Below are 19,584 nucleotides of genomic sequence, written 5' to 3' on the forward strand. Positions count from 1 at the left end.
GATCAAAGGCCGCTAGTCCATGGGCCATGACCGAAGGATTGCCCGACAGCCTCATCCCCTATGACGACATCGTGCAGGAGGCCCTGCGCGCCGTGGTGGGGCGTGTACTCGGCCCGGTGGCGGAGACGGGGCATCTGCCCGGCACGCACCATTTCTACATCACCTTCAAGACGCAGGCACCCGGCGTCGACATCCCGCAGCGCCTGATGGAGCGATTCCCGGACGAGATGACGATCGTCCTGCAGAATCGCTTCTGGGACCTGACGGTGGACGAGAATCGCTTCTCGGTCGGGCTCAGCTTCAACCAGGTGCCCTCCAAGCTGGTGATTCCCTATTCGGCGATCACGCGCTTCCACGATCCGGAAGTGCAGTTCGAACTGGGCTTCCACGTCGCCGACGATCCCCAGGGCGATCCCGATCCGCACGATTCGGCCGAGAATGACGAGCCCGTCGCCAAGCCGGTCGAGGACGGCAGCAACGTCGTCGCGGTGGATTTCAAGCGGAAGAAATGATGTCGCGCAGAGGCGCGGAGGACGAAGAGACGTCCCGCGCCTCATCAGCGATCCCGTTTGCTACCGGTAGATGGGGCAGGGCGGTAGGCGCCATGAAGCCAACCCCCTCCGCGTTCTCCGCGCCTCCGCGCGAACCAAAATCGTGTCCCCCGGCGAAGGCCGGGGCCCAGTTCCTCTGACGCCAATGGCAAGGAATGCCGTGGCGTGGAAGGGGGGCGAGTTCCACGCACCCCTCGATAGCGCGCAGCAACTGGACCCCGGCCTTCGCCGGGGTGGGGCCTATGTGAACCGGAAGCGGCATGATCAGATGCGGAACCCATTCCCCATCCGGTGAGTCCCTCCATCATGACCCAGACCCGCACCGAAACCGACTCGATCGGCCCGATCGAGGTTCCCGCCGACGCCTATTGGGGCGCGCAGACCGAACGCAGTCTCGAGAATTTTCCCTTTGGCGAGCGGGAAAGGATGCCGATCGGTATCGTCCACGCTCTCGCCATCGTCAAAAAGGCCGCCGCGCGAATCAATCGCGGGCACGGGCTGAGGGCGGACAAGGCCGATGCGATCGAGGCGGCGGCGCAGGAGGTGATCGACGGGCGGCATGACGACCAGTTTCCGCTGGTCATCTGGCAGACCGGCTCGGGCACCCAGTCCAACATGAACGCCAATGAAGTGATCGCGGGCCGCGCCAACGAGATGCTGACCGGCACGCGCGGCGGCAAGTCGCCGGTCCATCCCAATGACGATGTGAACCGGGGCCAGTCCTCCAACGACACCTTCCCGACCGCGCTGCATGTCGCCGCCGCCATCGCGGTGAACCGCCAGCTCCTGCCCGCGCTGGACCGGCTCCACGCCGCGCTCGACGCCAAGGCGACGGCCTGGGACGACATCGTCAAGATCGGCCGTACCCATTTGCAGGATGCGACGCCGCTGACGCTGGGGCAGGAATTTTCGGGCTATGTGCAGCAACTCGCCAATGCCCGCGACCGGATCGAGGGGACGCTCCACCGCAATATCCTGCCGCTGGCGCAAGGGGGGACGGCGGTCGGCACCGGGCTGAACGCGCCGAACGGCTTTGCCGAGGCGATCGCCGCCGAGATCGCCGAGGCGACCGGCATCGACTTCGTGACCGCGCCCAACAAGTTCGAGGCGCTGGCAAGTAATGACGGGCTGGTCGATCTGCATGGCGCCTTGAATGTGCTGGCGGTGGCGCTCACCAAGATCGCCAACGACATCCGTCTACTGGGTTCCGGCCCGCGTTCGGGGCTGGGCGAGCTGGAACTGCCCGCCAACGAGCCCGGCAGCTCGATCATGCCGGGCAAGGTCAACCCGACCCAGTGCGAGATGCTGACCATGGTCGCCGCGCAGGTGATCGGCAACAACGCCGCCGTGACGGTCGGCGGCTTGCAGGGGCATCTGGAACTCAACGTCTTCAAGCCGCTGATCGGCGCGAACGTGTTGCGCTCGATCCATCTGCTGGCGGTCGGGATGGAAAGTTTCGCCGAGCGCACGGTCGAGGGGATGACGGTCAATCGCGACCGGATCACCGAACTGCTCGACCGCTCGCTGATGCTGGTGACCGCGCTGGCGCCCGAGATCGGTTATGACAATGCCGCCAAGATCGCCAAGCATGCGCATCAGCAGGGACAGACGCTGAAGGAAGCCGGGCTGGAGTTGGGGCTGGTCGACGAGGCGACCTTCGACCGGGTGGTGCGGCCGGAGTTGATGCTGGGGCGGTGAGGGCGATTCCCTTGGGCTTCGACTTCGCTCAGCCTGAACGGATTTCAGGGTTTCACCTCCGTTCAGCCTGAGCGCAGTCGAAGGCCACGCGAAACCCTATCACCGCTCCTCGCCCCCCCTGGCCGGATAAGCGGGCAGGGCGATCCGGTAATGGATAGCCGCCCCGCGCAACAGAAACCCCGCCAGCGCCGCGATCGGCCCCGCCAACGGCACGCCCAGCGCGGTCAGGATCACATAGCTGGTCGAGGCGAGCGCGGCGGCGGTGACATAGAGTTCGGGGCGCATCAGGATCGACGGTTCGCCCGCGATCACGTCGCGGATGATGCCGCCGACGCAGGCCGACACCACGCCCAGCATCGCCGCCGGGACCGGCGGGATGCCATAGCCGCTCGCCTTGGCCGCGCCGTATACGGCATAGGCGGCCAGCCCCACCGCGTCGAACCAGTCGAGCGCGCTGCCACGCCACCAGCGCTCGGGCGTGGCCCACACCGCGATGGCGGCGGCCAGACACACCACCGGCACCCGTGCATCATGCACCCAGAAGACGGGCGCATCGATCATCAGGTCGCGCAGCGTGCCGCCGCCGACCCCGGTGATGAGCGCGAAGAAGACCAGGGTCACCATCGTCTGGCGATGCTTGGCCGCGACCAGCGCTCCCGACACCGCGAACACCGCCAGCCCCGCCAGGTCGAGCCAGGGCATCGCGGCGGGCAGCATGGCGGTGGGTTCGGGCAGCATCGCCGTCGGTCTTAAGGCGGTGGCGGGCAGGGGGGAAGGCCATCGCGACGATGCCGTTTCATGAACGGTACGTTATGTCTGGTTCATGCAACGGACATTAGGGTGCGGACGTTACGGAAACAGATCATATTCGAAAGGAAGTTGGCCATGCGGAAATTGATGCTCGCTCTGGGTTGCACGGCGATGGTGGTTCCCTCGATGCTCGTGCCCGTCACCGCCGCCGATGCGCAGCGCCGTTACAAGTATCGGGAATGGCGCGATGATCGCGGCCGTGTCCGCTGCCGCAAGCCCGATGGCACGACCGGCCTGGTCGTCGGTGGCGTCGCCGGCGCGCTGCTCGGTCGCACCATCGATACGCGCGGCGACCGTACGCTGGGTACGCTGGGCGGCGCCGCCGTCGGTGCGCTGGCCGGTCGCGAAGTCGAGCGCGGCACGAGCAAGCGTCGCTGCCGCTGATCCTGTTTCCCATGTAAGTTTAAAGGGGCGTCACCTTCGGGTGGCGCCCTTTTTCATGGGGTCAGGCCGGCGCGACCCATGTCTCGTCGGTGAACGAAAGGTAGTTTTCCGTTCACGAAACGACCGGCGCGGAACAGGCGTTCAACCTGCATCTCAATAGACGGGAGTATCGTCATGCGTATCGCTCTTTTGTCGGCCACGATGGCCGCGATGACTTTCACCGCGATGCCGGCCGCCGCGCAGAGCAATGGCTGGGAAGCGCGCCGCGAATATCAGAACGACATTCGCGACGCCCGCCGCGACTATCGCCGCGATGTCCGCAATGCCGACTCGCGCCGCGACATCCGCGAGGCGCGCAAGGACTATCGCGAGGACGTGCGCGACGCGCGCAAGGACTATCGCCGCGACATGCGCAACGTCCGTTGGCGCAATTACGACTATAACCGGTTCGAGCCGGGCCAGCGCGGTTATTACCCGGAGCGCTATTATCGCGATGGCCGTTACTATCAACCGCGCGTGCTGGGCCGCAACGACCGCATCTATCGCGGGATGAACGGCCGCTATTATTGCCGCCGTAATGACGGCACCACCGGTCTGCTGATCGGCGGTCTGGCGGGCGGTACGCTGGGCAATGTGATCGCCGGCGGCGGCTCGCGGCTGCTGGGCACCGTGATCGGTGCGGGCGGCGGCGCGCTCCTGGGTCGGCAGATCGATCGCGGGCAGGTCCGCTGCCGCTGAACGCGGCGGTCAGCCTGTCGAGACGGCCCGGTGCGGCGGCGCACCGGGCCGTTTCCCGTTCAGATCAGGCCGCCACCCAGCATCAAGCGCAACCCGAAGATCAGGATCAGGATCAGGTTGAGGTTTCGGCCACCATTGCGCGACGACAGCGCGCCCACCGCCGCGCCGACGATAGCGATGGGAATGACGAACCAATAGCCCCAGGCGAAAAAGGGCAGGAACGGCACGATGCCCAGCAAAAGCGCGACGACGCCGATGACGATCGAGAACAGGTTCAGCATGGCTTTCAAGATGGCGGTGGCCCGCCCGATATACAAGCATGCGACACCGGCTTCCCGGTGCGGGACATCGATGCCGCACGATCGGGGGGGCTGCGTTAACGATCGGATGAGCGCGGCGTGCTACAGCACCCGTCATGATGGCCAAGCCGCTGCGACTCCTGATCCCGTTGACCTGTTTGTGGCTTGCCGGTTGCGACGCGCGGTCGGATGACGATGCGCAGCTGAACGCGCTCGACAACGAACTGACGGCGATGACCGATGGCGGCCGGCCGGCGCAGGACCCCCAGCTGGCCGAGGCGCTCGCGGCGCAGATCATGGTCGATCCGGGCCTGACCCAGAGCTCCAACGCCAATGCCGTGCGCCCACCCAACCGGCCCGACAGCGATCAGGTGCCGGTGCTGCCGCCGCCGGGCGATCCGGTCGATGCGCGAACGCTGACCGCCGCCCCGCCCGCCGCGCGCGATTGCCCCGAATGTCGGGCCGCCACCAAGGCCTTCACGCTCGCCGCGCTTGCGGGGCAGCAGGCGGGCAATGCCCGGTGCCTGGCGAGCTTGCGTTATTCGGCGGCATGGGCGAACCGGCTGCCGGACGCTTTCGCCGTCTATCCCGGCGGCCGCGTGAACGAAGCCGCCGGCAACGACGCCGATGGCTGTGCGCTTCGCATCGTCAGCTTCCAGGCGGGCGGCCCGGTGACCAAGGTGGTCGATTATTACCATAGCCGCGCGAAGGCGGCAGGGTACGATGCCGAGCACAAGCGTGACGGCGCGCAGCATGTGCTGGGCGGAACGCGGGGGGCGGCGGCCTATCTGCTCTATGCAAAGGCACGTGGCGGCGGGGGAACCGACGTCGATCTGATCGTGAAGGGCGGTTGATCCCGCACGATCCGCAACCTTCCTTTGCCTGGGAAGCGGGCTTGCGCTAGGGGAGCGGAATCATGTCACCGCTTCTTCTCGTGATGCTGGGCGGCGCCTTGGGGGCGGGGGCCAGGCATCTGACCGGGCGATTCATGCTTCAGGCGCTGGGCCCGGGCTTTCCCTATGGCACGCTGACCGTCAATTGGGTCGGCGGGCTGCTGATGGGTGTGCTGGCCGGCGCTATGGCACGCACCGGCGGCGCGGAGGGGTGGCGACTGTTCATCGGCGTGGGGGTATTGGGTGGGTTCACCACCTTTTCCTCCTTCTCGCTGGACGCCATCACATTGATCGAACGCGGCCAGGTGACGGTCGCGATCGGTTACATCGCCTTGTCGTTGCTGGGTTCGCTGGCCGCGCTGTGGGCCGGACTTTCGATAACAAGGATTTTTGCATGACGGACTCCGTCCGCCAGTTCACGGTCGGCTATGACGATGACGGCATCCGGCTGGACCGCTGGTTCAAGCGTCATCTGCCCGACACCAGCTTCACCACCGTCGCCAAATGGGCGCGCACCGGCCAGCTTCGCGTCGATGGCGCGCGCGCGACGCCGGGCGATCGCATCACGGCGGGCCAGGTGCTGCGCGTACCCCCGGCCGAGGCGGCGCCCGCCGAAAGCGCCAAGCCCAGCCGGCCGCGCAACGTCCTGACCGAGGACGAGGCGGCGTTCGCGCGCGAGATGGTGATCCACAAGGATCGCGACGCGCTGGTCCTCAACAAGCCACCGGGGCTGGCGACGCAGGGCGGGACGAAGACGACCACCCATGTCGATGGCCTGCTGGATGCGCTTCAGTTCGAGGCGGAGGGCCGACCCAAGCTGGTTCACCGGCTGGACAAGGACACCTCGGGCGCACTGCTGGTCGCGCGTAACGCGCGTGCGGCCGCGTTCTTCGCCAAGGCGTTTTCGGGGCGCACCGCCAAGAAGATCTATTGGGCGCTTGTCGTCGGCGTGCCCTCGATCGAGGACGGCACGATTGAACTGCCCATCGCCAAGCAGCCCGGCACCGGCGGCGAGAAAATGCATGTCGACGAGGAGAACGGCCAGGCGGCGCGTTCGCGCTACCGCGTGATAGAGCGGGCGGGCAATCGCTGCTGCTGGGTCGAGCTGCAGCCGTTCACGGGGCGCACGCATCAGCTGCGCGTGCACATGGCGGCGATCGGCCATCCGATCGTCGGCGACGGCAAGTACGGCGGCGCGGCGGCCTTCCTGACCGGCGGGATCAGCCGCAAGATGCACTTGCATGCGCGCCGCATCCGCGTCGACCATCCCGATGGCGGCCGTATCGACCAGACCGCCGAGCTGCCGAGCCACTTCGCCGAATCGATGAACCAGCTGGGCTTCGACGAGATTCGCGGCGACGTCCTGCCCCAAGACGAGGATCGCGGGCCGCCCCCCAAGGACGTCCTGAAGCAGCGCGCCAAGGCGCACGCCAAACAGTATCGCAAGGAACGCCGTGGCGAGCGGCGGGGGCGCGGGACGCGGTAGTAACGGCCGTACGCCCAGCGCTCGCGAACGCCACCGCGCCGAACACCGCCCCGAAACCCCGTTCAGGCTGAGCGTAGTCGAAGCCAACGCAGCGCCCTGTCCGCAAGCGAATCCCATGCGCTTCGACTTCGCTCAGCGCGAACGGCGGGATGGGATGATGAACGCGGCTGGCATGACAAACCCCGCCGGCCCGGGGGGCAGCGGGGCTGTCGTCCGACGGAGGGGCCGAAGCCCCTCACGCCCGGTTATCAGCGGCAATAACCGGGATTGTTCGACTTCTCGATCGCGTGGCCGGCCAGTGCGCCGGCGCCGCCGCCCAGGATCGTGCCAAGGGTACGATCACCACGCGAGTCGATGGTGCGGCCCAGTAGGCCACCAGCGATCGCGCCGACGATGGTGCCCGTGGTGCCGTTGTTGCACCGCTGCGGGCCGCGATAGGCGTAACCGCGACGATCGGAATAGCGGCGGTCGTAGCGCGGGCCACGATCATATCCGTTGTAATAGCCATCGCCGTAAGCGCGCTCATAACGGTCGCCATAATAACGCTGTGCCGTGGCGGCGGTCGGAACCATGGCCGTCGCGCCGACGGCAAGGGCGGCTGCAGCGAGCGAGAGCTTCTTGAACATCGTCATCTCCCTTGATCTTCAATCCGGCGGCGGCGGGATGATTCCCGTCGTCGTTGAAGCTCTTTTGCCCGATTCGCTGTGATGCGATGCTGAATGTGGTTGTTAGCCATTGTTCATCATCTCATTCGTTCGCCGTCATTTTCCGGGCGACAACGTGGAGCCGCGTGTCCCGGCGTCATCGCCCGCGCGAACATCCACCGCATGTGACGCGCACGGCGCGCTCCCGCTTCCCCCCGGCGGCGGTGCGCGATAGGAGGGCGTGATGACGCGACCGCGCCTTGCCCTGTTCGATTGCGACGGCACCCTCGTCGACAGCCAAGCCAATATCTGCCTCGCGGCGGTGGAGGCGTTCACCATGGCGGGGCTGACCCCGCCGCCGGTGCAGGCGATCCGCCGCATCGTCGGGCTCAGTCTGGTCGAGGCGATGCAGGTTCTCGCGCCGACGCTGGACGACGATCTCCACCGGCAATTGGCGAGCGATTATAAGGCCGCCTTCTTCCGCCTGCGTACGGAAGGCGCGATGGAGCCCGAGCCGCTGTTCGCGGGCATCCCCGCGCTGCTCGACCATCTGGCCGAACGGGGCTGGCTGATGGGCGTGGCGACGGGCAAATCCGATCGCGGGCTGGCGCGCGTGCTGGCCGAACATGGGCTGGCGCATCACTTCATCACGCTGCAAACCGCCGACCGTCATCCGTCCAAGCCCGATCCCTCGATGGTGCTGGCCGCCATGGCCGAAAGCGGGGTCGCGGCCGGGGATGTGGCGATGATCGGCGATACGAGCTTCGACATGGCGATGGGCAAGGCGGCGGGCGCCTTCGCGGTCGGTGTCGCCTGGGGGTATCATGACATGCACGACCTGGTGACGGCGGGTGCGGATGTCGTCGCACAGGATGTCGCCGATCTCCCCGCGCTACTGGTGCGGCCATGAGCGGGCGGGACCCCGCGCGGCGGCGCTGGTTCATCATCGTGGGCGTTCGCCTGATCGGCGTGGCCGGTGCGCTGCTGGGCATCGTGCTGGCGTCGCGCGGGGTCACATGGCCGCACAAGGCGCTGGGCGTGGCGATCGTGCTGTCGGCGCTGGCGATGATCGCGATCGTACCGGCGGGACTGGCGCATCGTTGGCGGAGTGGGGGCGAATGAAGCGGTTCTGGACGAACGTCACCATCGATGCCGAGCGCGTCGTCCGGCTGGACGACCGGCCGGTGCGCACGCCCGGCCGCACGCCGCTGGCGCTCCCGACGGCGGCGCTGGCCGAGGCGGTGGCGACCGAATGGCGCGACGTGGCCGAGACGGTGGACCCGCGTGCCATGCCGCTGACCGGGTTGGCCAATGCTGCAATCGATCGGATCGCGGCGGACCCCACGCCGTTCGCGGACGGGCTGGCGCGCTATGCCGAGACGGACCTGCTCTGTTACCGCGCCGATTCTCCGCCTGAGCTGGTGACGCGACAGGCGGCGACGTGGAACCCGCTGCTCGATTGGGCGCGCGATCGCTATGACGTGCATTTCACGCTGGTCACCGGCATCATGCACCGGCCCCAGCCCGAGGCGACGGTCGAGCGGCTGGCGGCGGCGGTGGCGGCGCTCAATGCGTTCCGATTGGCGGCGCTGTCGCCGGTGGTGACGATCACCGGATCGCTGGTGCTGGCGCTGGCGTTGCTCGAAGGGGCGGCGGGGGCCGATGCCGTCTGGACGGCGGCGCATGTCGACGAGGATTTCCAGGCCGAGGAGTGGGGCGAGGACTATCTCGCCATCGAGGCGCGCGAGGCCAAGCGGCGGGAGTTCGACGCGGCGGTGCGGTTTCTCGCGGCGTTGGGCTGAGGTTCGTGGCCGGGGCAGGGCGTGGGCTTCGACTGCACTCAGCCTGAACGGGTGTGGAGTGTGCGGCGGTCTCTGGTCCCGTTGGCCTTCTCCCGCCCTCCGTTCGCACTGAGCGAAGTCGAAGTGCATGGGATTCACTCACGGCCAAGCTTTCCCTTGGGCTTCGACTACGCTCAGCCTGAACGGGGGGGGGGGGAGTGTGCGGCGGTCTTTGGCCATGCTGGTCTTTTCCCGCCCCTCCCGTTCGCACTGAGCGAAGTCGAAGTGCACGGGATTCGCTCGCGGCCAGGCTTTCCGTTGGGCTTCGACTGCGCTCAGCCTGAACGGAGGTGGGGATGTGCGGCGGCCTCTGGTGCGGCCGGCCGTCTCCCATCCGCGTCGAAGTCGACGCGCACGCCCCGAACCGGCCCCGCGCTTACTTCGTCGTCAGTTTCCGAATGAACCCGATCAACCCGGTCTGGCGCGAGCGCTTCAGGCGTTCGGCCTGGAGGATGGTCTTCACGCCCTGGAAGCATTGCTCGACATCGTCATTGACCAGGACATAGTCGTACCCGTCCCAATGGCTGACCTCGTTGGTCGCACGCGCCATGCGGGCGTCGATCACCTCGATCGAGTCGGTCGCGCGGCGCTCGAGTCGCTGGCGCAGTTCTTCCATCGAGGGCGGGAAGATGAAGACGCGCACCACGTCGCCGCCCGCAATCTGAAACAGCTGCTGCGCACCTTGCCAGTCGATGTCGAACAGCACGTCCTTGCCGGCGGCCAGCATCGCCTCGACCTGCGCGCGTGGCGTGCCATACCGATTGTCGAAGACATGCGCCCATTCGAGGAATTCGTCATTCGCCACCATGCGGCGAAATTCCTCGAGATCGACGAAGTGATAATCCTTGCCCTCGACCTCGCCGGGGCGAATCCCGCGCGTGGTCGCCGACACCGACATCTGCAGGCCGGAATCGTCCGCCAGCAACTTGCGCGCGATCGTCGACTTGCCCGCGCCCGATGGCGAGGACAGCACGAACAACATGCCGCGGCGCTTCAACTTGTGGGGATCGTCGGAATGGGCGGGCGAATTGGGCATGTCTGCCTTTGACGCACGCAGTTGCAGCGCGTCAAGACATGCTTGACGCGCTGCGGTAGATCGACGGTTCGGTCGTGGGATCAGTAGTTGCCGGTGACCTTGCCCGCCTTGCGACGGTCATAGGCCTTCTTGGCCGCGTAACCACCGCCGAGCAGCAGGCCGAGAGGCCCCAGCCGACGCATGCCACCGACCGCCAGCGCGCCGAGCGCCGCGCCCTTCAGGCCGTTATTGCCGTCACGACGGCTGACTTCGCGCCCGACAAGCGCGCCGATGATGCGTCCGATCATTGTGCTTCTCCAAATGCGCGGTCCTTGAGTTCGCCGGCGCCACGCAGCACCGCCCAGCCCACGGCATAGGTGATCGCCATCGGCAGCACGATCTTCAGGACATTGCCGGTCACCGCACCGATGACCGCGCCATCGGCGACGCCATCGTCACCCGACATGCCATCGATTGCGGCACCCACCATCGCACCTATCGTCGTTGCAGCCATCGCGAACCCACCTTTCCTGTCTCGCAAAGGCAAAAGCGCGGGGAAGGGGATGGGTTCCGCCTGTCGGGTCAGGCTTTGGCGGCGACCTTGCCCTCGATCGCGGTCCAGATCATCGCAGCGACATCGGTACCGTCGAACTTTTCGATCGCGACGATGCCGGTCGGGGAGGTGACGTTGATCTCGGTCAGCCATTCGCCACCGATCACGTCGATGCCGACGAACAACAGGCCGCGCCGCTTCAACTCCGGGCCGAGGACTTCGCAGATTTCGCGCTCGCGCGCCGTCAGTTCGGTCTTCTCCGCCGAGCCGCCGACCGCCAGGTTGGAGCGGATCTCGCCCTCACCCGGCAGGCGGTTGATCGCGCCCGCCACCTCACCGTCGATCAGCACGATCCGCTTGTCGCCCTTGGCGACGGCGGGCAGGAAGGCCTGCACCATATGCGGTTCGCGGTAAGCGGTGTTGAACACCTCGATCAGCGCCGACAGGTTCGCGCCGTCGCGGCCGACCTTGAAGATCGCCTTGCCGCCATTGCCGTGCAGCGGCTTGATGACGATCTCGCCATGCTCGGCGAGGAAGGCACGCGCCTCCTCCAGCGAGCGGGTGACGAGCGTCGGCGGCATGAACTGCGGATAGTCGAGGACGAAGACCTTTTCGGGCGCGTTGCGCACGCTGCGCGGATTGTTGACGACCAGCGTCTTCTCGGCCACCCGCTCCAGCAGATGGGTGGCGGTGATATAGCCCAGGTCGAAGGGCGGGTCCTGCCGCATCAGCACGACATCGGCCTCGTCGCCCAGATCCAGCTTCACCGGCTCGCCGAAGCGGTAATGGTCGCCCGCGACGCGCTGCACGGTCACGGGATGCGCCTTGGTCCACAACTGCCCGTCGGACCAGTTGAGGTCGCCCGCATCATAGTGGAACAGTTTGTGCCCGCGTGCTTGGGCCGACAGCATCAGCGCGAAGGTCGAGTCGCCCGCGATATTGATCTGGTCCATCGGGTCCATCTGGACGGCGACGGTCAGCGGCTGGGTCATGGGGCGTTCCTTCGTTCGGACGGGTCTTTGGCAGGGGAGGTAATGTTTCGCCCGCGTCCTGTCACCCGCACCATGCGTTTTCGATGTGCCGAGGCCGCGTGCCCGGCGCGAGCAGGATGACGTCGATGCGAATATCGTCGCCCGGCCCGGCATAGGTCGGCATGAGCACCTCCGCCGCCGCCGCGACCCGGGCGAGGCGGCGCTCGTCGATCGCGAAGTCCAATTCGGCGGCGGTCTTGCGCGTCTTCACCTCGACAAAGGCGACCAGCGACCCGCGCCGTGCGATCAAGTCGACCTCGCCGGCCGGGGTGCGGATGCGCCGGTCGAGGATCGTCCAGCCCTTCAGCCGCAGCCACCATGCCGCGAGCCGCTCACCGCGTCGGCCTGCGGTCTCCGCCCTCCGCCTCTGCTCAGTGGTTTTTGTTGAACCAATCATATTCAGCCCCACATCTGGGCGTGTAGATACATGGAAAGACCTCGCGCATGTCGGCCCCAATGTGGAAACAACAGTCGAAAGCAGAACGCCGCGTCACCCAGTCCGTAATTCTCACTCCACCACACGACTTCACGTAAATCGTGCGTGATGTCAGCAAGATCGTCGACGCCATCTCCCATCATTCTGTCGGCATCAATCGAAGCGAGCGGATCGGCAAGAGGGTAGAGACCAAGATACGGAAAACGATTTGCCACATCCTGGTATAGGAGATTGCCATCAATCGGGGGTGGGTCCGCGTCTTCCTCGGTGCAATTGCCGGAAACTACATCGTAAGACTGCGCCAATAGGCAATCGATCGCCCGAGCAAGCGTTTCGATGTCAGGGACTTCGTCTGCCCAGACTATCGATAGAAATCGATGTGCGACATCAGTGGCGGCAAGCATGACCGGGACACTGGCACCGACTCCCAAATGCCACAAGTCGGCTGGATCAGGAGTGTGGGCTGCATGCCAGAGCGATTGCGCCCCTGGATCAGGCCGCCACCTCTTCCGGTGCGGTCAGCCAGCCCAGACTGTCCTCCGCGCGATCGAAGACGCGTAGGTAGGGCTGGGTCATCAGCCGCGCGATCTGCTGTCGCCCGATCGCGCTGCGGTTGATCATCGCGATGCGGCTGGCGCGGGGAAAGTCGCGCAAGCACTCGTGCACGGTCATGATCGCTTCGCGCGGCTGGACGGTGATGTCGCTCATGTCGATGCGCAGGCGGTAACCGGGGCGAAAACCGCTGCGCCGGAACGCGTCGACCAGTTCGCGGGCATAGCGCGTCGCGAGCTCGGGCGTGAACAGCCCGGTCCAGCGTATGTCGAGCAGGTTCAGATCGTGGCGAAAGTCATAGGCGTACATGGTCGGCTCCCCGATGCCGATCATGGCCGCGGGACCCTTGCCGAATCGCTAACGCACGCGACCTAATCCTCTGATTTGTCACCCTTCATGGCCAACGCCCGGGCGTAGAGCGCCTTGCGGTCCAGCCCCAGCGCCTTGGCGACTTCGCTCGCCGCGCGACCGACCGGCAGGCGGGTCAGCGCCTCGGCCAGCGCGGCGTCGGCATCCTGTTCGCTGGCGGGCGGTGCTTCGCCCGGCGGGGCGACGACGATCGCGATCTCGCCCTTCGGTCCGCCCTCGGCATAGCGTGCCGCGAGGGTGGAGAGGGTGCCGGTCACCGCCTCCTCGAACTTCTTGGTGATCTCGCGCGTCACTGCCGCCTCGCGGTCGCCCAACCCTTGCGCCAGCGCGGTCAGCGTCGCCGACAGGCGCGGCCCCGATTCGTAGAACACCAGGGTGGCGCGGATGCCGGCGATTTCGGCGATGGCGTCGGCGCGCGCCTTTTCCTTGGGGGGCAGGAAGCCGGCGAACAGGAACCGGTCGGTCGGCAGCCCCGCCAGCGTCAGCGCGGCGATCGCGGCGCAGGGTCCTGGGATCGTCACCACCGCATGGCCGGCGGCACGGGCGTCGCGCACCAGCTTGTAGCCCGGATCGGAAATCAACGGCGTGCCGGCGTCGGAGACGAGCGCGACGGCCTCGGTCGCCATACGCGCGATCAAGCCGGGGCGGACATGTTCGGCATTATGGTCGTGATAGGGCTGCATCGGCCGCTTGGCGCCGATATGGCGAAGCAGCCCGGCGGTCACCCGGCTGTCTTCGACCGCAATGACATCGGCGTTTGTCAATATGTTGGCCGCACGCGGGGACAGATCGCCGAGATTGCCGATCGGGGTCGCGACGATGTAGAGGCCGGGTTCGAGTTTATGTTCGGATTGGGTCACGGGGAGTGTCATGACAGAGGCAGGGCTGTTCGTACAACCGGGGGCCGCACATCCGGCGCTTCGCATAGGGGGTGGCAAGCGGCTGAACCGGACGCTCGCGCTGGCGGCGACGCTGTTTCTGGGGGCGTGCCAGACCCTGGTCCCGCGCGGGCCGACCGAGGCGCCGCCGCCGCGCCCCGAAACCACCGCGCCGCGCCCGTCGACAGGGGTCGAGCCCGGCCTGCCGCGCGACACCGCACGCCACCGTATCGCGCTGCTCGTGCCCTTGTCGGGCACCAATGCCGGCGTCGGCCAGTCGATCGCCAATGCGACGATGATGGCGCTGCTCGACAGCCAGGCCGACACGGTGCGCATCACCAATTACGACACCGCGACCGGCGCGGCGGCGGCGGCGCAGAAGGCGATCGCCGAGGGCGCGCAGCTGATCCTGGGGCCGCTCCTGTCCGAGGATGTCCGCATCGTCGCGCCGATCGCGCGCGCCGCCAAGGTGCCGGTCATCAGCTTTTCCAACGACACCGGCGTGGCCGGCGGCGGCACCTATCTGATGGGCTATACCCCGGCCCAGTCGATCGAGCGGGTGGTCGAATATGCACGCGGGCGCGGGGTGACGACCTTTGCCGGGCTGGTGCCCAACGGCCTCTATGGCGAGCGCGCCTCCACCGCCTTTCTGCGCGCGGTCGAAGGGGCGGGGGGCCAGGTCGTCTCGCTCCAGCCCTATGGCCGGGTCGCGGGCGGCATCGCTGGCGCGGCGCAGCGGCTGAATGCCAAGGCGCCCTATGACGCGGTGCTGATCGCCGATGGCGGCGCGGCGGCGGCGGCGACGGCCCCGGTCATCAAGCGCGGATCGGGGGCGAACACCCGGCTGCTCGGCACCGAATTGTGGAATTCCGAATCGAACATCGCGGCGCGCCCGACGCTGAACGGCGCATGGTTCGCCAGCGTGTCGAACACGCTCTACCGCCAATATGCGACGAAGTACCGCACCCGTTACCGCAGCGCGCCCTACCGCCTGTCGAGCCTGGGCTATGACGCGGTATTGCTGACGGTGCGGATCGCGCGCGACTGGAAGATGAATGCGCCGTTCCCCGAATCGCGTCTGCGCGCCTCGGACGGTTTCGCCGGCATCGACGGCGCGTTCCGCTTCGGTCGCGATGGCGTGGCGCAGCGTGCGCTGGAGGTGCAGGAAATCCGCGACGGAACCTCGGTCACGGTCTCGCCGGCGCCGACCGGGTTCGGGGATTGAGCGCCGACGACCTGATCCTCGTCCAGTGCGCGGCGGGGAACAGGGACAATGCGGCGGCGATCGCCCAGGCGCTGATCGAACAGCGCCTGGCGGCCTGCGTCCAGATGACGCCGATCGAAAGCTGGTATCGGTGGGAAGGCACCGTCCAGCATGCGCCGGAGCTGATGTTGACCATCAAGACGGTGCGCTCGCGGTTCGATGCGCTGTGCCGGGTGGTGACCGCGCTGCATGAATATGACGTGCCGGAGATCGTCGCGGTGCCGATCATCGATGCGCTGCCCGCCTATGCTGATTGGGTGCGCGAGACGGTCGGGGCCCAGGGCTAACCCCTTCCTCCCCTTGCAGGGGAGGAACAATATCAAGCGTCGCCCAGCACCACCTCGCGCAGGATCGCGTCGAGCAGCAGCGCGCCGGCCTCGGTCACGATCAGCCGATCGCCCTCGCGGCGCATCAGCCCCTGTTCGCTCAGCCGGGCGACATGCACCGTGTCGATCATCTCGCGGCCCTCTGCCAGCGTGGCGACATGGTTCAGGTCGACGCCCTCAGTCAGGCGCAGCCCCATGACCAGGGCCTCGGTCGCGCGGGTGACGGGGGCGAGGTTTTCCTCCAGTTCGATGCCATGGCCGTTGCGTGCAACTGCCGACATCCAGTTCTCGGGCTTCTTGCGCCGCGCGGTGGCGACGCCTTCGCGGCGGCCATGCGCGCCGGGCCCGATCCCGGCATAATCGCCATAGCGCCAATAGGTCAGGTTGTGGCGGCTCTCCGCCCCCACCCGCGCATGGTTGGACGTCTCATAGGCGGGCAGCCCGGCGGCGGCGGTGATCGCCCGCGTCGTCTCGAACAGATCGGCGGCGGCGTCGCCGTCGGGAATCGTCAGCCGCCCAGCCGCCGCCTCGGTGGCGAAGCGCGTGCCGGGCTCGATGGTCAGCTGATAGAGCGACAGATGCTCGGTGCCATAGCCGATGGCGCGGGTCAGCTCGGCCTCCCAGTCCGCCAGCGGCTGGCCGGGGCGGGCATAGATCAGGTCGAAGCTGACCCGGCCGAACTGCTCCTGTGCCGTCTGAAGCGCACGCAACGCCTCGTCGACCCCGTGCGCACGGCCGAGGAAGTGCAATGCCCGATCGTCCAGCGCCTGTACGCCCAGCGAAGCGCGATTGACCCCGGCGGCGGCGAGGTCGGCGAAGCGCGCCGCCTCGACCGAGGAGGGGTTGGCCTCCAGCGTGATCTCGATCCCCTCGGCAAAGCCCCAATGCCGCTCGGCGGCGTTCAGGATCGCGGCGACGGTAGCGGGCGGCATCAGCGAGGGCGTGCCGCCGCCGAAGAAGATCGAGGTCAGCCGCCGCCCCGGCAGCATCGCCGCTTCATGGGCGAGATCGGCGAGCAGCGCCTCGGCCCAGGCGGCCTGGTCCACCGACTCGCGGACATGGCTGTTGAAGTCGCAATAGGGGCATTTGGAGACGCAAAAGGGCCAATGGACATACAGCGCCAGCGGCGCGGAGGACGACGATATTGCGGAGGACATGATGCGCCCCGATATGGCGGCGATGTTCGCGCTTCGCCATCTCTTATCGTTGCCGTTGCTGACTCTCCTGCTGTCGAGCTGCGGTCCCGTCGTTCCCGCGACGCCGCTGTCGGGGGAGGCGCGTCCGGCCAGGGTCGTCGAACAGCGTTTGTCCGAATCGCCTGCCCCGCGCGGGGCGGGGCTGTTGCGCCAGGCGATGCTGAACGGACACCGGGCGGCGCGGGCCGAGGTGGGGTTGCCGCCGCTGGCCTGGAGCGACTCGCTCGCGGCCAGCGCGCTCGCCTATGCGCAGGAACTGGCGCGAACTGGGCGTTTCCAACATGCCGAGCAGGTGCAGGGGCCGGCGCGGCAGGGCGAAAATCTGTGGACCGGCACGCGCGGCGCCTATCGCTATGACGAGATGATGGGCCATTGGCGCGCCGAGCAGCGCAACTTCGTCAATCTGCCGATCCCCAATGCCAGCCGGACGGGGCGGTTCGGCGATGTCGGGCATTACACCCAGATCGTCTGGGCGCGTTCCACGGCGGTCGGTTGCGCGATGGCGAGCAATGCGCGCGACGACTTCCTCGTTTGCCGCTATAGCCCGACCGGCAACGTCTTTGGCGAACGGGCCTTCTGACCCGGCGGGCGTCGCAAAGGAAAGCGCATATGGCCAATCCCTATGATCCGATGGCGTGGATCGGTTTCTGGACCGCCCCCGCCCGCTTCGCGGTGATGGCGGGCGAGGCGATGCTGAGCGCGCAGAGCGTGATCGCGACCCGCATGGGGGCGATGGCGACGGGAACGTCCTCGCCCGCCGAAATGACCCTGATGGTCAGCGAGAAGGTGAAGGCGTTCGACCAGTCGGCCAAGGTCTGGAAGCGCGATCAGGCGGCATTGTCGCGGCTGTCGCGGCACGACCCGCGCGGGGGCATGATCGACGCTTGGGAAGCGATGGCCCGCGCGATGCTGATCGGCGCGTCGATGCCGCTGCAGGCCATGACGCCGGTGCACCGTACGGTGACGGCGAACCAGAAGCGGTTGGCGAAGGGGTAATCCCAATCCTCCCCGGTACGGGGAGGGGGACCAGCCGCAGGCTGGTGGAGGGGGATCGCCGCAAAGACATATCTCGCGGAAGCCCCCCTCCGTCAGGCCTTCGGCCTGCCACCTCCCCGTTGCCGGGGAGGATATTTTTCAGAACACCGCCTTCACCAGCTGGCCGAACGCGTCGGCGCGGTGGCTGATGCGGTTCTTTTCGTCCTGGTCCATCTCGGCGAAGGTCTCGGTGCCGCCGATAGGCTGGAAGATCGGGTCGTAACCATGGCCCTTGTCGCCGCGCGGTGGCCAGACGATGGTGCCGTCGACGCGGCCCTCGAACCATTCGACATGCCCGTCGGGCCAGCCGATCGCCAGTGCGCAGACGAAGTGCGCGGCACGCGCCATGTCGGGTTCTTCATTCAGCCGATCCTCGACCGCGCGCATCGCCATGCCGAAGTCCTTCTCCGGCCCCGCCCAGCGGGCCGAGAACAGCCCCGGATCGCCACCCAGCGCCTCGACGCACAGGCCGCTGTCATCCGACAAGGCGGGCAACCCCGACAGGTCGGCGGCGGCCAGCGCCTTCAGCTCGGCGTTCGCCACGAAGGTCGTGCCGGTTTCCTCAGGCTCGGGCAGGTCGAGATCGCCGGCCGCGATCACCTCCATGCCATAGGGGGCGAGCAGTTCGCGGAATTCGACGATCTTGCCCTTGTTGTGGCTGGCGAGGACCAGCTTGCCCGGGGTCAGCTTGCGGATCGCCTGGCGGCCGTTTCCTTCGCCGCTCATGCGCGGATCGCCCGGTCCTGCGCCGCGAAGATCTCGGTGCAGCCCATGCGCGCCAGGCGGAGCAGCCGCAGCAGCGCCTCTTCGTCATAGGTGGCGTGCTCGGCGGTCGCTTGGACCTCGGCGATGTGGCCGTTCTCGATCAGCACGAAATTGGCGTCGGCATCTGCGTTCGAATCCTCGATATAGTCGAGGTCGAGGACCGGCGTGCCCTGATGGATGCCGCAGGAGACGGCGGCGACCTTGTGGCGGATCGGGTCGCTGGCCAGCTTGCCCTCGGCCATCAGCGTGTTGACCGCCATGCGCAGCGCGACCCACGCGCCCGAGATGGCAGCGGTGCGGGTGCCGCCATCGGCCTGGATCACGTCGCAGTCGAGGGTGATCTGCCGCTCGCCCAGCGCCTTCAGGTCGCAGACGGCGCGCAGGGAGCGGCCGATCAACCGCTGGATTTCCTGGGTACGGCCCGACTGCTTGCCCTTGGCCGCCTCACGGCTGCCGCGCGTATGGGTGGCGCGGGGGAGCATGCCATATTCGGCCGTGACCCAGCCCTCGCCCTTGCCGCGCAGGAAGGGTGGTACGCGTTCCTCGACGCTGGCGGTGACGAGCACCTTGGTATCGCCGAACCCGATCAGCACCGAACCTTCGGCGTGGCGGGTAAAATTCGGCTCGATCGTGATGGGACGCATCTGGTCGGGCATCCGGCCGGACAGGCGCATAGTGTTCTCCTTGTTCCTTGGAAGCAGCCCTAACCGGCCCCCGCGCGATGCGCCAGAGACCAAGGTGGCGATCGGAAGACACTCTTCTTCTCTGCGCCTCTGCGCGAAATTTCTCACGCGGAGACGCGGAGACGCGGAGATTGTTC

The 19,584-nt window shown here is 67.3% G+C and carries 28 protein-coding genes; 14 read left to right on the forward strand and 14 right to left on the reverse strand.

Features of this window, described 5'->3' with window-relative positions; all coding sequences use genetic code 11:
- Nucleotides 1-26: 26 nt before the first annotated feature.
- A complete protein-coding gene (locus tag ACQKJZ_RS05755) occupies nt 27-512 on the forward strand; it encodes an SspB family protein (RefSeq protein WP_183950479.1) in 486 nt (161 codons plus the stop codon).
- 345 nt (nt 513-857) lie between these two features.
- A complete protein-coding gene (gene fumC, locus ACQKJZ_RS05760) occupies nt 858-2,249 on the forward strand; it encodes a class II fumarate hydratase (protein ID WP_427730325.1) in 1,392 nt (463 codons plus the stop codon).
- A gap of 99 nt (nt 2,250-2,348) precedes the next feature.
- Here the strand turns inward: fumC and ACQKJZ_RS05765 are convergent, their stop codons facing one another.
- On the reverse strand, nt 2,349-2,987 hold the full coding sequence (locus tag ACQKJZ_RS05765) for a trimeric intracellular cation channel family protein (protein ID WP_427730326.1): 639 nt from the start codon (nt 2,985-2,987) through the stop codon (nt 2,349-2,351).
- A 147-nt stretch (nt 2,988-3,134) separates the two neighbouring features.
- On the opposite strand from ACQKJZ_RS05765, the gene ACQKJZ_RS05770 reads away from it, so the two are divergent.
- Both ACQKJZ_RS05770 and ACQKJZ_RS05775 read left to right on the forward strand, forming a co-directional pair.
- Entirely contained in the window at nt 3,135-3,443 is a 309-nt protein-coding gene (locus ACQKJZ_RS05770; protein ID WP_312488068.1) for a glycine zipper 2TM domain-containing protein, read from the forward strand.
- Between the two features lie 174 nt (nt 3,444-3,617).
- Nucleotides 3,618-4,181 carry a glycine zipper 2TM domain-containing protein gene (locus tag ACQKJZ_RS05775; protein WP_427730327.1) on the forward strand — a complete coding sequence of 188 codons (564 nt, stop codon included), beginning with the start codon at nt 3,618-3,620 and terminating at the stop codon, nt 4,179-4,181.
- 59 nt (nt 4,182-4,240) lie between these two features.
- On the opposite strand, the gene ACQKJZ_RS05780 is transcribed toward ACQKJZ_RS05775, so the two are convergent.
- Nucleotides 4,241-4,462 carry a hypothetical protein gene (locus ACQKJZ_RS05780; protein ID WP_183950631.1) on the reverse strand — a complete coding sequence of 74 codons (222 nt, stop codon included), beginning with the start codon at nt 4,460-4,462 and terminating at the stop codon, nt 4,241-4,243.
- 134 nt (nt 4,463-4,596) lie between these two features.
- Here ACQKJZ_RS05780 and ACQKJZ_RS05785 point away from each other — a divergent pair, with 134 nt between their 5' ends.
- From ACQKJZ_RS05785 to ACQKJZ_RS05795, 3 genes are all read left to right on the forward strand, one after another.
- Nucleotides 4,597-5,334, forward strand: a complete 738-nt coding sequence (locus tag ACQKJZ_RS05785) for a hypothetical protein (protein WP_427730328.1) — start codon at nt 4,597-4,599, stop codon at nt 5,332-5,334.
- A 62-nt stretch (nt 5,335-5,396) separates the two neighbouring features.
- Complete coding sequence (crcB, locus tag ACQKJZ_RS05790; protein ID WP_312488071.1) at nt 5,397-5,771, forward strand: fluoride efflux transporter CrcB; 375 nt, start codon at nt 5,397-5,399, stop codon at nt 5,769-5,771.
- Complete coding sequence (locus tag ACQKJZ_RS05795) at nt 5,768-6,859, forward strand: RluA family pseudouridine synthase (RefSeq protein ID WP_427730329.1); 1,092 nt, start codon at nt 5,768-5,770, stop codon at nt 6,857-6,859. The genes crcB and ACQKJZ_RS05795 overlap by 4 nt, the downstream gene beginning before the upstream one ends.
- 248 nt (nt 6,860-7,107) lie before the next feature.
- Here the strand turns inward: ACQKJZ_RS05795 and ACQKJZ_RS05800 are convergent, their stop codons facing one another.
- Complete coding sequence (locus tag ACQKJZ_RS05800; RefSeq protein ID WP_312488075.1) at nt 7,108-7,485, reverse strand: glycine zipper 2TM domain-containing protein; 378 nt, start codon at nt 7,483-7,485, stop codon at nt 7,108-7,110.
- 262 nt (nt 7,486-7,747) lie between these two features.
- Between ACQKJZ_RS05800 and ACQKJZ_RS05805 the strand changes: the two genes are divergently transcribed.
- The 3 genes from ACQKJZ_RS05805 to ACQKJZ_RS05815 are packed head-to-tail and all read left to right on the forward strand — an operon-like array spanning nt 7,748 to nt 9,305.
- Nucleotides 7,748-8,413, forward strand: a complete 666-nt coding sequence (locus ACQKJZ_RS05805; protein ID WP_427730330.1) for an HAD-IA family hydrolase — start codon at nt 7,748-7,750, stop codon at nt 8,411-8,413.
- On the forward strand, nt 8,410-8,625 hold the full coding sequence (locus tag ACQKJZ_RS05810) for a hypothetical protein (RefSeq protein WP_427730331.1): 216 nt from the start codon (nt 8,410-8,412) through the stop codon (nt 8,623-8,625). Before ACQKJZ_RS05805 ends, ACQKJZ_RS05810 begins: the two co-directional genes overlap by 4 nt.
- The gene (locus tag ACQKJZ_RS05815; protein ID WP_427730332.1) at nt 8,622-9,305 is read left to right on the forward strand and encodes an ATP12 family chaperone protein; all 684 of its coding nucleotides are present in this window, start codon (nt 8,622-8,624) and stop codon (nt 9,303-9,305) included. Before ACQKJZ_RS05810 ends, ACQKJZ_RS05815 begins: the two co-directional genes overlap by 4 nt.
- A gap of 415 nt (nt 9,306-9,720) precedes the next feature.
- Here ACQKJZ_RS05815 and gmk read toward each other — a convergent pair whose 3' ends face one another.
- From gmk to rsmI, 8 genes are all read right to left on the reverse strand, one after another.
- Entirely contained in the window at nt 9,721-10,380 is a 660-nt protein-coding gene (gene gmk / locus ACQKJZ_RS05820; protein ID WP_183950490.1) for a guanylate kinase, read from the reverse strand.
- Between the two features lie 80 nt (nt 10,381-10,460).
- Nucleotides 10,461-10,667, reverse strand: coding sequence for a hypothetical protein (locus ACQKJZ_RS05825; protein WP_312490834.1), 207 nt, complete (start codon nt 10,665-10,667; stop codon nt 10,461-10,463).
- Nucleotides 10,664-10,873 carry a hypothetical protein gene (locus tag ACQKJZ_RS05830; protein WP_427730333.1) on the reverse strand — a complete coding sequence of 70 codons (210 nt, stop codon included), beginning with the start codon at nt 10,871-10,873 and terminating at the stop codon, nt 10,664-10,666. Before ACQKJZ_RS05830 ends, ACQKJZ_RS05825 begins: the two co-directional genes overlap by 4 nt.
- Nucleotides 10,874-10,941: 68 nt before the next feature.
- Nucleotides 10,942-11,904 carry a glutathione synthase gene (gene gshB, locus ACQKJZ_RS05835; RefSeq protein ID WP_427730334.1) on the reverse strand — a complete coding sequence of 321 codons (963 nt, stop codon included), beginning with the start codon at nt 11,902-11,904 and terminating at the stop codon, nt 10,942-10,944.
- Between the two features lie 61 nt (nt 11,905-11,965).
- Nucleotides 11,966-12,340 (reverse strand): YraN family protein, encoded by a 375-nt coding sequence (locus tag ACQKJZ_RS05840; RefSeq protein WP_427730335.1) that lies wholly within the window; start codon nt 12,338-12,340, stop codon nt 11,966-11,968.
- Nucleotides 12,341-12,342: 2 nt separating this feature from the next.
- Entirely contained in the window at nt 12,343-12,783 is a 441-nt protein-coding gene (locus tag ACQKJZ_RS05845; RefSeq protein WP_427730336.1) for a hypothetical protein, read from the reverse strand.
- Between the two features lie 88 nt (nt 12,784-12,871).
- Nucleotides 12,872-13,264: an STAS/SEC14 domain-containing protein gene (locus ACQKJZ_RS05850; RefSeq protein WP_312490829.1), complete on the reverse strand. Its 393-nt coding sequence runs from the start codon at nt 13,262-13,264 to the stop codon at nt 12,872-12,874.
- Nucleotides 13,265-13,302: 38 nt separating this feature from the next.
- Nucleotides 13,303-14,172 (reverse strand): 16S rRNA (cytidine(1402)-2'-O)-methyltransferase, encoded by an 870-nt coding sequence (rsmI, locus tag ACQKJZ_RS05855; protein ID WP_427730337.1) that lies wholly within the window; start codon nt 14,170-14,172, stop codon nt 13,303-13,305.
- Here rsmI and ACQKJZ_RS05860 point away from each other — a divergent pair.
- Both ACQKJZ_RS05860 and cutA read left to right on the forward strand, forming a co-directional pair.
- Entirely contained in the window at nt 14,171-15,403 is a 1,233-nt protein-coding gene (locus tag ACQKJZ_RS05860) for a penicillin-binding protein activator (RefSeq protein WP_427730338.1), read from the forward strand. The two genes, rsmI and ACQKJZ_RS05860, sit on opposite strands and share 2 nt — an antisense overlap.
- Entirely contained in the window at nt 15,400-15,729 is a 330-nt protein-coding gene (gene cutA / locus ACQKJZ_RS05865; RefSeq protein ID WP_427730339.1) for a divalent-cation tolerance protein CutA, read from the forward strand. Before ACQKJZ_RS05860 ends, cutA begins: the two co-directional genes overlap by 4 nt.
- A 32-nt stretch (nt 15,730-15,761) precedes the next feature.
- Here cutA and hemW read toward each other — a convergent pair whose 3' ends face one another.
- Nucleotides 15,762-16,925, reverse strand: a complete 1,164-nt coding sequence (gene hemW, locus ACQKJZ_RS05870; protein ID WP_427730340.1) for a radical SAM family heme chaperone HemW — start codon at nt 16,923-16,925, stop codon at nt 15,762-15,764.
- Between hemW and ACQKJZ_RS05875 the strand changes: the two genes are divergently transcribed.
- On the forward strand, nt 16,924-17,544 hold the full coding sequence (locus ACQKJZ_RS05875; protein ID WP_427730341.1) for a CAP domain-containing protein: 621 nt from the start codon (nt 16,924-16,926) through the stop codon (nt 17,542-17,544). The two genes, hemW and ACQKJZ_RS05875, sit on opposite strands and share 2 nt — an antisense overlap.
- Nucleotides 17,545-17,573: 29 nt before the next feature.
- Nucleotides 17,574-17,960, forward strand: a complete 387-nt coding sequence (locus ACQKJZ_RS05880) for a hypothetical protein (protein ID WP_312490580.1) — start codon at nt 17,574-17,576, stop codon at nt 17,958-17,960.
- Between the two features lie 138 nt (nt 17,961-18,098).
- On the opposite strand, the gene rdgB is transcribed toward ACQKJZ_RS05880, so the two are convergent.
- Together rdgB and rph are read right to left on the reverse strand one after the other, a co-directional pair.
- Complete coding sequence (gene rdgB, locus ACQKJZ_RS05885) at nt 18,099-18,725, reverse strand: RdgB/HAM1 family non-canonical purine NTP pyrophosphatase (RefSeq protein WP_294275579.1); 627 nt, start codon at nt 18,723-18,725, stop codon at nt 18,099-18,101.
- Entirely contained in the window at nt 18,722-19,438 is a 717-nt protein-coding gene (gene rph / locus ACQKJZ_RS05890) for a ribonuclease PH (protein WP_427730342.1), read from the reverse strand. Before rph ends, rdgB begins: the two co-directional genes overlap by 4 nt.
- Nucleotides 19,439-19,584: the final 146 nt, after the last annotated feature.

Origin of the sequence: Sphingomonas sp. NPDC019816 (genome assembly GCF_050274375.1) — a bacterium.
Classification (GTDB): domain Bacteria; phylum Pseudomonadota; class Alphaproteobacteria; order Sphingomonadales; family Sphingomonadaceae; genus Sphingomonas.

Coding starts and splice junctions, on each gene's coding strand:
- ACQKJZ_RS05755 (WP_183950479.1), top strand. CDS start 27: ATGACCGAAGGATTGCCCGACAGCCTCATCCCCTATGACGACATCGTG.
- fumC (WP_427730325.1), top strand. CDS start 858: ATGACCCAGACCCGCACCGAAACCGACTCGATCGGCCCGATCGAGGTT.
- ACQKJZ_RS05765 (WP_427730326.1), bottom strand. CDS start 2,987: ATGCTGCCCGAACCCACCGCCATGCTGCCCGCCGCGATGCCCTGGCTC.
- ACQKJZ_RS05770 (WP_312488068.1), top strand. CDS start 3,135: ATGCGGAAATTGATGCTCGCTCTGGGTTGCACGGCGATGGTGGTTCCC.
- ACQKJZ_RS05775 (WP_427730327.1), top strand. CDS start 3,618: ATGCGTATCGCTCTTTTGTCGGCCACGATGGCCGCGATGACTTTCACC.
- ACQKJZ_RS05780 (WP_183950631.1), bottom strand. CDS start 4,462: ATGCTGAACCTGTTCTCGATCGTCATCGGCGTCGTCGCGCTTTTGCTG.
- ACQKJZ_RS05785 (WP_427730328.1), top strand. CDS start 4,597: ATGATGGCCAAGCCGCTGCGACTCCTGATCCCGTTGACCTGTTTGTGG.
- crcB (WP_312488071.1), top strand. CDS start 5,397: ATGTCACCGCTTCTTCTCGTGATGCTGGGCGGCGCCTTGGGGGCGGGG.
- ACQKJZ_RS05795 (WP_427730329.1), top strand. CDS start 5,768: ATGACGGACTCCGTCCGCCAGTTCACGGTCGGCTATGACGATGACGGC.
- ACQKJZ_RS05800 (WP_312488075.1), bottom strand. CDS start 7,485: ATGTTCAAGAAGCTCTCGCTCGCTGCAGCCGCCCTTGCCGTCGGCGCG.
- ACQKJZ_RS05805 (WP_427730330.1), top strand. CDS start 7,748: ATGACGCGACCGCGCCTTGCCCTGTTCGATTGCGACGGCACCCTCGTC.
- ACQKJZ_RS05810 (WP_427730331.1), top strand. CDS start 8,410: ATGAGCGGGCGGGACCCCGCGCGGCGGCGCTGGTTCATCATCGTGGGC.
- ACQKJZ_RS05815 (WP_427730332.1), top strand. CDS start 8,622: ATGAAGCGGTTCTGGACGAACGTCACCATCGATGCCGAGCGCGTCGTC.
- gmk (WP_183950490.1), bottom strand. CDS start 10,380: ATGCCCAATTCGCCCGCCCATTCCGACGATCCCCACAAGTTGAAGCGC.
- ACQKJZ_RS05825 (WP_312490834.1), bottom strand. CDS start 10,667: ATGATCGGACGCATCATCGGCGCGCTTGTCGGGCGCGAAGTCAGCCGT.
- ACQKJZ_RS05830 (WP_427730333.1), bottom strand. CDS start 10,873: ATGGCTGCAACGACGATAGGTGCGATGGTGGGTGCCGCAATCGATGGC.
- gshB (WP_427730334.1), bottom strand. CDS start 11,904: ATGACCCAGCCGCTGACCGTCGCCGTCCAGATGGACCCGATGGACCAG.
- ACQKJZ_RS05840 (WP_427730335.1), bottom strand. CDS start 12,340: ATGATTGGTTCAACAAAAACCACTGAGCAGAGGCGGAGGGCGGAGACC.
- ACQKJZ_RS05845 (WP_427730336.1), bottom strand. CDS start 12,783: ATGCTTGCCGCCACTGATGTCGCACATCGATTTCTATCGATAGTCTGG.
- ACQKJZ_RS05850 (WP_312490829.1), bottom strand. CDS start 13,264: ATGATCGGCATCGGGGAGCCGACCATGTACGCCTATGACTTTCGCCAC.
- ACQKJZ_RS05860 (WP_427730338.1), top strand. CDS start 14,171: ATGACAGAGGCAGGGCTGTTCGTACAACCGGGGGCCGCACATCCGGCG.
- rsmI (WP_427730337.1), bottom strand. CDS start 14,172: ATGACACTCCCCGTGACCCAATCCGAACATAAACTCGAACCCGGCCTC.
- ACQKJZ_RS05875 (WP_427730341.1), top strand. CDS start 16,924: ATGATGCGCCCCGATATGGCGGCGATGTTCGCGCTTCGCCATCTCTTA.
- hemW (WP_427730340.1), bottom strand. CDS start 16,925: ATGTCCTCCGCAATATCGTCGTCCTCCGCGCCGCTGGCGCTGTATGTC.
- ACQKJZ_RS05880 (WP_312490580.1), top strand. CDS start 17,574: ATGGCCAATCCCTATGATCCGATGGCGTGGATCGGTTTCTGGACCGCC.
- rdgB (WP_294275579.1), bottom strand. CDS start 18,725: ATGAGCGGCGAAGGAAACGGCCGCCAGGCGATCCGCAAGCTGACCCCG.
- rph (WP_427730342.1), bottom strand. CDS start 19,438: ATGCGCCTGTCCGGCCGGATGCCCGACCAGATGCGTCCCATCACGATC.